This window comes from Citrobacter sp., from assembly GCF_050252275.1.
In the GTDB taxonomy this organism is placed as follows: Bacteria; Pseudomonadota; Gammaproteobacteria; order Enterobacterales; family Enterobacteriaceae; genus Citrobacter_A; species Citrobacter_A amalonaticus.
The window spans coordinates 1-12052 of the sequence record NZ_JBFWLF010000128.1 but is presented as its reverse complement, the minus strand read 5'-3'; the positions used below and the strand labels follow the sequence as shown (position 1 = coordinate 12052).

Sequence of the window (12052 nt, the reverse complement as noted above, 5' to 3'; positions counted from 1 at the left end):
CTGGCGTGATTGTCGCCCTGTGTATTTACGGTCTCGTCGGCAAGCTGGCACTGGATCCCGTGCTGGTTGCGCTGGTTGCCGATAGCGTTGATGAAAATAATTACAGCACCGCGTTTGGCTTATTTAATTTTATCGGCATGAGCTCTTCTATTCTTGCTCCCATTATTGCTGGCGCGGCGCGCGATATTACGGGCAGCCTGGCATCCAGTTTTTATGTGTCAGCCATTCTGTTAGCGATTGGATTGGTTGCGATGCTGTTTTTGAAAGAAAAACGTACATAAGAGGTAGCGGTAATGATTTACGCCTTTATTAAAAAGGGAAGCTTTCAGGACTCCGTCAGCCTGATGATCATTTCCCGGAAATTAAGTGAGCGACCGGAAGTTGACCAGGTTTCCGTCATGATGGGAACGCCAGCGAATAAAGCGATGCTGGATTCTACGGGCTTCTGGCATGACGATTTTGTCGAGGCCACACCGAACGATATTTGTGTGGCGGTACGAACGCATGACGAGCAACCGGAGATCCTCGAATTAATCCGCGAACAGCTGGAAAAAGAGTTAAGCGCAATTGCCAGCGCCTCGGGCGGTTCACAGCAACTGCTGAAGGCGCGTCGCTGGGAGAGCGCGTGCCAGAAATTACCGCAGGCTAATCTGCTGCTGGTTTCGGTTGCCGGGGAGTATGCGGCCTCCGTAGCGAAAGAGGGGCTGTTGGCCGGTAAAAACGTGATGATGTTTTCCGATAACGTACCGCTTGAGCAGGAAGTTGAGCTGAAAACGTTGGCCCGCGAAAAAGGGCTGATTGTGATGGGGCCGGACTGCGGGACAGCGATGATTGCCGGTAGCCCACTGGCATTCGCGAACGTGTTGCCCGACGGTGGAATTGGTGTAATCGGGGCGTCCGGAACGGGCATTCAGGAGGTCACCTCTCAGATAGCGTTGCACCAACAGGGGATCAGCCATGCCATCGGTTTGGGGGGACGCGATCTGAGTGCGGAAGTGGGAGGCATCAGTGCGTTAACGGCGCTGGAGATGCTGGCTGCTGATGATGCCACGCGGGTGATCGCGTTTGTTTCTAAACCGCCGTCGCCGCAGGTCAGAACCCGCATTATCAATGCGATGCAAAAGGTCGGTAAACCGGTGGTCGCGCTCTTTCTCGGGAATAAGCCGGAACAACGCCGTGAGGGGAATGTCTGGCTGGCGAATTCGCTCTCAGATGCCGCCCAACTGGGCGTGTTGCTGATGCGCGTGGCTCAGCAGCGCCTGATTCAACCCGAGGTGGCTGGCAAAGGCATTTATGGGCTGTATGCCGGCGGAACGCTCGCGGCTGAAGCGGCGATGTTGCTTTCGGCCGGGCTGGGTGTGCCAGTGAGTGAAAGCCACGCTGCTGGCGTCATGCTCGACGCGCAGGGCCATCGCATTGTCGATCTGGGAGATGACAGCTACACGTTGGGCAGACCACACCCGATGATTGACCCGACAACTCGCAGCATTGAAATCGAAAAGCTGGCAGCGATGCCGGACGTGGGCGTGCTGCTGCTGGATGTGGTGCTGGGCTATGGCGCCTGTGCTGATCCGGCGGGCGCCGTTGTTGAGGCTGTCGAGCAGGTTCGCGCAACGCGAAACGCGCCGCTGGTCACCATCGCCACCCTCACCGGAACCGATGCCGACCCACAGGGACGCAGTGGACAAACCGACATCCTGCGTGATGCAGGCATCGCCGTGGTGGAAACCCTGGAAGAGGCCGTGTTGCTCGCCATCAGCCTGACACATCATCAGGACTCTCGCCCATCCGTTGAACCTAATCCCTTGCTGGATGGCGTACAGGTGATCAATGCCGGACTGCGCAGCTTCGCGCTGGATCTGCAAAGCAGCGGCACGCCGGTTGTGCATTATCAGTGGGCGCCGATTGCCGGTGGCAATGCGCGTCTCGCCAGTTTACTCAAGCAGTTACATTAATTCAGAGGTACCGATATGTATTCATCAATTGCACAGGCCAACGACGCCATTATTGAACGCATCAAAGCCGCCCGCCCACATTGGGTTGCTGTCCGTCCTGCGAAAGAGGCGGTGGTTGAATTGTCCTCCGGGCGTAAATTGCTGCACGCCGGCCCGCCGATTGCCTGGGAAGCGATGACGGGACCCATGCGAGGTGCCTGTATCGGCGCATCGCTGTTTGAGGGGTGGGCGGCCAGTGAAGAGGAAGCTGTCAGTCTCCTGAATCAGGGCGAAGTGGAATTTATCCCGTGCCACCATGTTGGCGCCGTCGGCCCGATGGGCGGCATCACCTCTGCAAACATGCCAGTGCTGGTCGTACGTGACGTGGTGCATGGCAATCAGTCCTGTTGCAACCTGAACGAAGGGATCGGCAAAGTCATGCGTTTCGGCGCCTACGGTGAGGATGTGCAGACGCGTCTGCGCTGGATGCGCGATACGCTGGCACCGGTGTTACAGGAGGCCTTGTCGCGCATGGAGAACGGCGTGGATCTGACGGCGATGATGGCTCAGGCGATTACGATGGGGGACGAATTCCATCAGCGTAATATCGCGGCCTCGTCGTTACTGCTGCGCACGCTATCCCCTGTGATCGCCGGTCTTGATCGTCCGAAAGCCGAAATCATTGAGGTGCTGCAATTCCTGAGCGTGACCGATCAGTTCTTCCTTAATCTGGCGATGGCCTACAGCAAAGCGGTGATGGATGCGGCGGCAGTGATTAAAGCCGGTTCGGTGGTGACCGCAATGACGCGCAACGGACGTGAGTTCGGGATTCGCGTCAGCGGCACCGGCGACCGTTGGTTTACCGCGCCAGTGAATACGCCGCAGGGCTTGTTCTTTACCGGCTACAGTCAGGCTGACGCTAACCCGGATATCGGTGATAGCGCCATTACCGAGACGCTGGGCATTGGTGGCGCAGCCATGATTGCTGCACCTGGCGTGACGCGTTTCGTCGGTGCGGGCGGTATGGGGGCCGCGCTGGAAACCTCTGAGGAGATGGCGGAAATCTACCTCGCCAACAACCCTTTGTTCCAGATCCCGTCCTGGGATTTCAAAGGGGCGTGTCTGGGGCTGGATATCCGTCGTGTCGTGGAAACGGGGATTACGCCGCTGATCAACACCGGTATCGCTCACCGCGAAGCCGGAATCGGCCAGGTTGGTGCGGGGACCGTACGTGCACCGCTGCTGTGCTTTGAAAAAGCGCTGGAAGCGCTGGCGGAAGAGCATCACATCACGGCGTAACAGAAATGCCCGGTGGCGCTAACGCTCACCGGGCCTACGGATCGGTGTCACTCGTGGGCCGGATAAGGTGGCGCCGCGATCCGGCATTTCGGAGTAACCTATGTTCATTCTCAATGCCCTGGCCTGCGCCGGGCTTTATCGACTTCCAGAGGGTGAATGGACGCTGCACAGTCGCTTCTCACAGGCGATCAATTTCAGCCATGCCAACGGCGAATTACTGACGTTATACCGCTACGGTAAAGGCATGGGGCCGACCGGCGTGCTGTTGAGTCGTGCACAGTTCTCCCGCCTGACGACGGTTTCGCGCTTGTGCAAAACCGGGGATCTGCTGACCGGGCAGGGGGTGACCCTTCGCCCTCAGCGCCAGCTCAGGCTGCAACTGACTCCTTCTGCTATCGCACTGCTCGATCTGTCTTCCTGTGTTCAGCAAACCGGTCTGGGAGGTGCGCTCAACCAGCCACTCAATACCGTGGCGTGTTACCCGCAGATCGTCGCCGGGCTGGAGCGTTGGGCGAATGGTGCCGTGCCAGACTGGCGCTGGCTGATTGGACGAGGTCCCGGACTCACGCCCAGCGGTGATGATATGCTTACGGGAATGCTGGCGGTCTTTATTGCAGCCGGGATACCGGTTCACCTTTTTTTACCCCCGGCGGATCAACTTGCGCAGCTGACAACGTCGGTAAGCTGTAGCTATCTTAATAGTGCCAGAGTGGGCGAATTTTCGACGCCGGTGTTGGGGGTGATGCGCAGCTTGCAAACCGGGCGTGACGCAGGCCACGCACTTCGTCGTCTGCTCGCAGTGGGGCACACCTCCGGCGCTGACATGGTGTTAGGGATTGCGCTGGCGCAACGCTGGTTGCTGATGGCTGACTCAAGGGGAAAGCATGCTCGATCAGGAAACAATACGTACATTTATTCGGGTAGCTGAGACGGAGAGTTTTTCCCGTGCGGCCAGCTCACTGCATAAAACGCCTGCGGCAATCAGTTACCGCATCAAAACGCTGGAAGAGCAGGTGGGTACGCAGCTCTTTTTACGAACCACGCGTTCCGTCAGCCTGACGTTGGCGGGACAGCATCTGCTCGAACATTGTCGCCAGTGGCTTAACTGGCTGGACGCCATGCCTGATGAGTTGCAGCAGATTAATGCGGGCGTTGAGCGTCAGGTTAATATTGTTATCAATAATTTGCTCTATCAGCCGCAGACGACCGCTGATTTACTGACGTGGTTGCATCAACAATTTCCCTTCACCCGTTTCCAGATCTCCCGCCAGGTCTATATGGGCGTGTGGGATTCGCTGCTGTATGACGACTATCAACTGGCGATTGGCGTGACCGGTTCCGAATCGTTGTCAAACAACATTTCACTGCTGCCACTGGGGGACATTAGCTGGCAGTTTGTGGTCGCGCAGAATCACCCGTTGGCCAGTCATCCGGCAACGGTATTATCGGACGACATGCTGCGTCGCTACCCCGCCATCAATATTGAAGATACGTCGCGCACGCTCACCCGTCGTGTGGCCTGGCTGCTGAGCGGACAAAAGGAGATTAAGGTTCCGGATCTCAGCACCAAGCTGGCCTGTCACTTAAGTGGCCTGGGCGTCGGTTTTTTACCGGAACGTCTGTGTCGCCCTTACGTAGAATCCGGCGCACTGGTGGCTCGTTCGGTGGTGAATCCTCGCCAGCCGTCACCGCTTTCTATCGCCTGGAAGAATGCCGGAAGTGGAAAAGTGGTCAGCGAAATTGCCGCAATTTTTAAACAAAAACATGGGCTGGTGGGGGGATTTTTGCGGATGGTGGATCGTCCTGCAGAACGGCAATAGCCGTGATATCCAGAATTGAAACATAACGAAAATGGCATATTCACCCATTATTGTTTACCTTTAACGGGGTGTTTTCGTGAGATTGATCTCATTGCTCTGATTTGTGATGACCAAGGAATATGTAATGGAAGATTTGAATGTTGTCGACAGCATCAACGGTGCGGGGAGCTGGCTGGTCCGCAACCAGGAATTGCTGTTGAGCTATGCCGTCAACATCGTGGCGGCAGTGGCCATTGTGATTGTCGGGATGATCGTGGCGCGTCTGGTGTCGAATACGGTTAACCGCCTGATGGTGGCGCGGCATATCGATGCTACCGTGGCAGACTTTCTTTCCGCGCTGGTGCGCTACGGAATTATTGCCTTCACGCTGATTGCCGCACTGGGCCGGGTAGGGGTACAGACGGCGTCGGTGATTGCGGTGCTCGGTGCCGCCGGTTTAGCGGTCGGTCTGGCGTTGCAGGGATCGTTGTCTAACCTTGCCGCAGGCGTTCTGCTGGTCATGTTTCGTCCGTTCCGTGCGGGTGAGTATGTGGATCTGGGCGGCGTTGCCGGGACGGTGCTGAATGTGCAGATTTTCTCCACCACCATGCGCACCGTGGACGGTAAAATTGTCGTCATCCCGAACGGTAAAATCATTGCCGGCAATATCATCAACTTTTCCCGTGAGCCGGTACGCCGTAATGAATTTATTATCAGCGTCGCTTACGACTCTGATATCGATAAGGTGAAACAGATCCTCACCGGGATTATCGAATCAGACGATCGCATTCTGAAAGATCGCGAAATGACGGTTCGTCTGAATGAGTTGGGCGCGTCGTCGATTAACTTTGTGGTGCGCGTCTGGAGTAACAGCGGCGATCTGCAAAACGTGTACTGGGACGTGCTGGAACGGATTAAGCGTGAGTTTGATGCCGCCGGTATTAGCTTCCCGTATCCGCAGATGGATGTAAATTTCAAACGCGTGAAAGAAGTCACGGCAGAATAATGCTATGCCGGATGCGCATCGCAGCATCCGGCAAAATCCCCTCTTCATTAATTTCCCTAATATACGATTAATATTATCCATTTCCGCTAATAATCATCCCGCGCTATAGTCTGCGCTATAGAGACAACACTCAGGATGATTACCGTGATATCGTATTATTTTCAAGGGCTTGCGCTTGGCGCAGCCATGATACTTCCGCTCGGCCCACAGAATGCGTTTGTGATGAATCAGGGGATACGTCGTCAGTATCACATCATGATTGCGCTCCTGTGCGCCATCAGCGATCTATTGCTGATTTGCGCCGGGATTTTTGGCGGTAGCGCATTACTGATGCAGTCGCCGTGGTTGTTGGCGCTGGTCACCTGGGGCGGAGTGGCTTTTTTGCTGTGGTACGGTTTTGGCGCTTTAAAGACGGCAATGAGTAGCAATCTGGAACTGGCCAGCGCGGAAGTGATGAAGCAGGGACGCTGGAAGATCATCGCCACCATGCTGGCGGTGACATGGCTGAATCCGCACGTCTACCTGGATACATTCGTGGTGCTGGGCAGTCTGGGCGGACAACTGGATGTCGAACCCAAACGCTGGTTCGCGCTCGGCACCGTCAGTGCCTCCTTTCTGTGGTTCTTCGGCCTGGCGCTGCTGGCGGCGTGGCTCGCGCCGCGACTGCGCACGGCTAAAGCGCAGCGGATTATTAATGCGCTGGTGGGGCTGGTGATGTGGTTTATCGCTTTTCAACTGGCAAAAGAAGGCGTTGCGCATGTTCACGCCTTGTTCAATTAAGAGCCAGTCCATTGCGCTCTAAGCGTTGTCTGATGGACAACACACTATTTCGCGCTAAGCTTGCCTGCATGCGCCCTGAAATTTGGGGCAACTCACGTAACATGGAGGAGCGACAGTGAAGTTCAAAGTGATGGCCCTGGCGGCATTAGTGGGATTCAGTGCAATGTCGGTGCAGGCAGGCGAATTGCCTGACGGACCGCACATCGTGACTTCCGGGACGGCAAGCGTGGATGCTGCACCTGATATTGCCACGCTGGCAATCGAGGTTAATGTTGCGGCGAAAGACGCTGCGACGGCGAAGAAACAGGCTGATGAGCGCGTTGCGCAATACCTTTCTTTCCTTGAGCAAAATCAGATCGCGAAAAAAGACATTAGCTCGGCGAACCTGCGCACCCAACCGGATTACGATTATCAGAACGGCAAAAGCGTTCTGAAAGGGTATCGTGCGGTGCGTACTGTCGAAGTGACGCTGCGTCAGTTAGATAAACTCAACCCACTGCTGGACGGCGCGCTGAAAGCGGGGCTGAACGAAATTCGTTCCGTTTCGTTGGGTGTGGCGCAACCGGATGCTTATAAAGACAAAGCGCGTAAAGCGGCGATTGATGATGCAATTCACCAGGCGCAGGAACTGGCGGCCGGTTTTAACAGCAAACTGGGTCCGGTTTACAGCGTGCGCTACCATGTCTCGAACTATCAGCCAAGCCCGATGGTGCGGATGATGAAAGCGGACGCGGCACCGGTGTCAGTGCAGGAAACGTACGAGCAGGCGGCGATTCAGTTTGATGATCAGGTCGATGTGGTGTTCCAGCTGGAACCTGCGGCGGGTCAACAACCTGCGGCAACCGCCAAAGCGCAATAACCTTCCAGGCTGGATGGCGCTGCGCTTATCCGGCCTACAAAAACAAGCCGGATGAGGCATGTGCGCCACCATCCGGCAATTTTGCTGATTACTTCGCGATACGTTTGTACTTGATACGCTTTGGTTCCAGCGCGTCAGCGCCCAGCGTGCGTTTCTTGTACTCTTCGTATTCGGTGAAGTTACCTTCGAAGAACTCCACTTTCCCTTCATCCTGGTAGTCCAGAATGTGGGTGGCGATACGGTCAAGGAACCAACGGTCGTGCGAGATAACCATTGCGCAACCCGGGAACTCCAGCAGGGCGTTTTCCAGCGCGCGCAGGGTTTCGATATCCAGGTCGTTGGTTGGTTCATCAAGCAGCAGAACGTTACCGCCAACCTGCAGCAGCTTCGCCAGGTGCAGACGACCGCGCTCACCACCGGACAGCTCGCCGACGCGTTTGCCCTGGTCGGTGCCTTTGAAGTTAAAGCGGCCAACATAGGCGCGACTTGGCATTTCGGTGTTGCCGATCTTCATGATATCCAGCCCACCGGACACTTCTTCCCACACGGTTTTGCTGTTATCCATGGCGTCACGGAACTGATCGACGGAGGCCAGCTTAACGGTTTCACCCAGCGTGATGTTGCCGCTGTCTGGCTGTTCCTGACCGGACATCATACGGAACAAGGTGGATTTACCCGCGCCGTTCGGACCGATGATGCCGACGATGGCGCCTTTCGGTACAGAGAAGCTCAGATCGTCAATCAGCACGCGGTCGCCGTAGGATTTACGCAGGTGGCTGACTTCAATGACTTTATCGCCCAGACGCGGTCCTGGTGGAATAAACAGTTCGTTGGTTTCGTTACGTTTCTGGTATTCCGTGCTGTTCAGCTCTTCAAAGCGTGCCAGACGGGCTTTACCCTTAGACTGACGGCCTTTCGCGCCCTGACGAACCCACTCCAGTTCTTTCTCGATAGATTTACGGCGTGCCGCTTCCTGAGAGGCTTCCTGCGCCAGACGCTGATCTTTCTGCTCCAGCCAGGAGGAGTAGTTACCTTCCCACGGAATACCTTCGCCGCGGTCAAGTTCAAGGATCCAGCCTGCGACGTTGTCGAGGAAGTAACGGTCGTGGGTAATCGCCACCACGGTGCCTTCGAAGTCGTGCAGGAAGCGTTCCAGCCAGGCCACGGATTCCGCATCCAGGTGGTTGGTCGGTTCGTCAAGCAGCAGCATGTCAGGTTTTTCTAACAGCAGACGGCATAGTGCGACACGGCGACGTTCACCCCCGGAGAGGGTCGCGATTTTGGCGTCCCAGTCTGGCAGACGCAGGGCGTCGGCCGCACGCTCCAGTTGCACGTTCAGGTTATGACCGTCGTGCGCCTGAATGATCTCTTCGAACTTGCCCTGTTGCGCGGCCAGTTTATCGAAGTCGGCATCTGGCTCTGCGTATTTCGCATAAACCTCATCCAGACCTTTCAGTGCGTTGACCACTTCCGCTACTGCTTCTTCAACAGACTCGCGTACGGTGTGTTCAGGATTAAGCTGAGGTTCCTGCGGCAGGTAACCAATTTTGATGCCAGGCTGCGGGCGGGCTTCGCCTTCAATATCTGTATCAATGCCCGCCATGATGCGCAGCAGGGTGGACTTACCGGCACCGTTAAGGCCCAGTACGCCGATTTTTGCGCCAGGGAAGAAGCTCAGCGAGATGTTTTTAAGAATATGACGTTTCGGCGGAACGACTTTGCCGACACGATGCATGGTATAAACGAATTGGGCCACGTTGGACTCGCCTCTGTATTTATCGTGATGAATATACCCGTCATACTTCAAGCTGCATTGTGCGTTGGCTGCACTCGTTCACCCCAGTCACTTACTTATGTAAGCTCCTGGGGGATTCACTCCCTTGCCGCCTTCCTGCAACTCGAATTATTTAGGGTATAGTTGTTTTCAAAGGCGAAGTGTAGCCTTTTTCCCCTCTCAATCCCAGCCAGCAGATCTCACTCGCAGTAAAAGTAAAAAAGTGTCCGCGACGTGGCGTAAATGCCAATGACTGGTTAGCATGAAATCATTAGGCGGCATGAGGCTGCAGCGACGTATCATATTTAGAGGAAGAGCTTGTGGACAAAGCCCAACGATTTACCTGGCGTCTTATTGCCGCCGGTGTGTGCCTGCTGACGTTAAGTCAGGCAGCGCGAGCCGATTCACTGGACGAGCAGCGTAACCGTTACGCACAGATTAAGCAGGCCTGGGATAACCGCCAGATGGATGTCGTGGAGCAGATGATGCCGGGCCTGAAGAATTATCCCCTGTATCCCTATCTGGAATATCGGCAAATCACCGATGATCTGATGAATCAGCCGACCGTCACGGTGACTAACTTTGTCCGTGCCAACCCAACCCTGCCGCCAGCGCGTACGCTGGAATCGCGTTTCGTTAACGAACTGGCGCGGCGTGAAGACTGGCGCGGGCTATTAGCGTTTAGCCCGGAGAAGCCGAGAACCACCGAGGCGCAGTGCAATTACTATTACGCGAAGTGGAATACCGGGCAAACGGAAGAAGCCTGGCAGGGGGCGAAAGAGCTGTGGTTGACCGGTAAAAGCCAACCTAATGCCTGTGACAAACTGTTCAGCGTCTGGCGTGCATCTGGCACCCAGGATCCGCTCTCTTACCTGGAGCGCATTCGCCTGGCGATGAAAGCGGGCAACACTGGACTGGTGACGGTACTGGCCGGGCAGATGCCGGTGGAGTACCAGACTATCGCGTCAGCGATTATCTCACTGGCGAACAACCCGAACAGCGTCATGACCTTTGCGCGCACCACCGGCGCGACCGATTTCACTCGTCAGATGGCCGCTGTAGCCTTTGCCAGCGTCGCTCGTCAGGATGCGGAAAACGCGCGTCTGATGATTCCGTCACTGGTACAGGCGCAGCAGTTGAATGAGGATCAAACCCAGGAGCTGCGCGATATCGTCGCCTGGCGATTAATGGGCAACGACGTTACCGACGAGCAGGCGAAATGGCGAGACGACGCGATTATGCGCTCGCAGTCCACCACGCTGGTGGAGCGTCGGGTGCGCATGGCGCTCGGGACCGGCGATCGCCGTGGCCTGAATACCTGGCTGGCGCGTCTGCCGATGGAAGCGAAAGAGAAGGACGAATGGCGCTACTGGCAGGCCGATTTGCTGCTGGAACGAGGAAGGGAAGCGGAAGCAAAAGAGATCCTGCATGCGCTGATGCAGCAGCGCGGTTTCTACCCGATGGCGGCGGCGCAGCGCCTGGGGGAAGAATACGTACTGAAAATTGATAGAGCGCCCGATAATGTGAATAACGCGTTAACTCAGGGACCCGAAATGGCCCGCGTTCGCGAACTGATGTTCTGGAATATGGATAACACCGCCCGCAGCGAATGGGCAAACCTGGTCACCAGCCGGACGAAGACGGAGCAGGCGCAGCTGGCGCGTTATGCATTCAACAATCAGTGGTGGGATCTGAGCGTGCAGGCGACGATCGCCGGTAAACTCTGGGATCATCTGGAGGAGCGCTTCCCGCTGGCGTATCAGGATCTCTTTACCCGCTATACCCGTGGCAAAGATATTCCGCAAAGCTATGCGATGGCGATCGCGCGTCAGGAGAGCGCCTGGAATCCGAAGGTGAAATCGCCGGTCGGCGCCAGCGGGCTGATGCAGATTATGCCAGGCACCGCGACGCACACGGTGAAGATGTTCTCTATTCCGGGTTACAGCAGTCAGAATCAGTTACTGGATCCGGAAACCAATATCAATATCGGCACCAGCTACCTGCAGTACGTCTATCAGCAGTTTGGCAATAATCGGATCTTCTCGTCAGCAGCTTACAATGCCGGACCAGGGCGCGTGCGCACCTGGCTTGGCAACAGCGCGGGACGGATCGACGCCGTGGCGTTTGTCGAGAGTATTCCCTTCTCGGAAACGCGTGGCTATGTGAAGAACGTGCTGGCCTACGACGCTTACTATCGCTATTTCATGGGGCAGAAAGACACCCTGATGAGCGATTCTGAGTGGCAGAGACGTTATTAATCCGGTGGGTTATGTTATGATTTGTACTCGTGTATGAGTACAACAGGGCGGCATAACATGACCCAGCATTCCCCTTATTCATCGGCGATGGCCGAACAACGTAATCAGGAGTGGCTTCGTTTTGTGGAGTTGCTCCGCCAGTCTTATGCAGAGGATCTGCACTTACCGCTGTTGCAACTGATGCTGACCCCGGATGAGCGCGAAGCGCTGGGGACGCGTGTACGCATTATCGAAGAGTTATTACGTGGCGAAATGAGCCAGCGCGAGCTTAAAAACGAGCTGGGCGCGGGGATTGCGACGATCACCCGCGGCTCTAACAGCCTGAAATCGGCGCCCGTCGAAC

Annotated in this window: 11 protein-coding genes; 10 read left to right on the top strand and 1 reads right to left on the bottom strand. The window is 56.1% G+C overall.

All coding sequences use genetic code 11. The features are described 5' to 3' along the window. From AB7E14_RS12490 to AB7E14_RS12455, 8 genes are all read left to right on the top strand, one after another. Positions 1 to 281: MFS transporter (locus AB7E14_RS12490; RefSeq protein ID WP_428169564.1), on the top strand; the 281-nt coding region annotated here is incomplete at its 5' end. Between the two features lie 12 nt (positions 282 to 293). Continuing rightward, positions 294 to 1955 carry an acyl-CoA synthetase FdrA gene (locus AB7E14_RS12485; protein WP_316962851.1) on the top strand — a complete coding sequence of 554 codons (1662 nt, stop codon included), beginning with the start codon at positions 294 to 296 and terminating at the stop codon, positions 1953 to 1955. A gap of 15 nt (positions 1956 to 1970) precedes the next feature. Next, complete coding sequence (locus AB7E14_RS12480; protein WP_046401617.1) at positions 1971 to 3233, top strand: DUF1116 domain-containing protein; 1263 nt, start codon at positions 1971 to 1973, stop codon at positions 3231 to 3233. A 100-nt stretch (positions 3234 to 3333) separates the two neighbouring features. Further along, positions 3334 to 4161: a DUF2877 domain-containing protein gene (locus AB7E14_RS12475; RefSeq protein ID WP_058587597.1), complete on the top strand. Its 828-nt coding sequence runs from the start codon at positions 3334 to 3336 to the stop codon at positions 4159 to 4161. Then, positions 4118 to 5053 (top strand): HTH-type transcriptional activator AllS, encoded by a 936-nt coding sequence (gene allS, locus AB7E14_RS12470; protein ID WP_042998034.1) that lies wholly within the window; start codon positions 4118 to 4120, stop codon positions 5051 to 5053. Before AB7E14_RS12475 ends, allS begins: the two co-directional genes overlap by 44 nt. A 124-nt stretch (positions 5054 to 5177) precedes the next feature. Further along, complete coding sequence (locus AB7E14_RS12465; RefSeq protein WP_042998033.1) at positions 5178 to 6038, top strand: small-conductance mechanosensitive channel MscS; 861 nt, start codon at positions 5178 to 5180, stop codon at positions 6036 to 6038. 144 nt (positions 6039 to 6182) lie between these two features. After that, positions 6183 to 6818, top strand: coding sequence for an arginine exporter ArgO (gene argO / locus AB7E14_RS12460; protein ID WP_316962850.1), 636 nt, complete (start codon positions 6183 to 6185; stop codon positions 6816 to 6818). A gap of 115 nt (positions 6819 to 6933) precedes the next feature. Then, on the top strand, positions 6934 to 7677 hold the full coding sequence (locus AB7E14_RS12455) for an oxidative stress defense protein (protein WP_316962849.1): 744 nt from the start codon (positions 6934 to 6936) through the stop codon (positions 7675 to 7677). Between the two features lie 88 nt (positions 7678 to 7765). Here AB7E14_RS12455 and ettA read toward each other — a convergent pair whose 3' ends face one another. Further along, complete coding sequence (gene ettA, locus AB7E14_RS12450) at positions 7766 to 9433, bottom strand: energy-dependent translational throttle protein EttA (RefSeq protein ID WP_058587598.1); 1668 nt, start codon at positions 9431 to 9433, stop codon at positions 7766 to 7768. 338 nt (positions 9434 to 9771) lie between these two features. Here ettA and sltY point away from each other — a divergent pair, with 338 nt between their 5' ends. Both sltY and trpR read left to right on the top strand, forming a co-directional pair. Then, the gene (gene sltY, locus AB7E14_RS12445) at positions 9772 to 11709 is read left to right on the top strand and encodes a murein transglycosylase (protein WP_316962848.1); all 1938 of its coding nucleotides are present in this window, start codon (positions 9772 to 9774) and stop codon (positions 11707 to 11709) included. 57 nt (positions 11710 to 11766) lie between these two features. Next, the coding region (trpR, locus tag AB7E14_RS12440; RefSeq protein WP_428169563.1) for a trp operon repressor at positions 11767 to 12052 on the top strand (286 nt) is incomplete at its 3' end.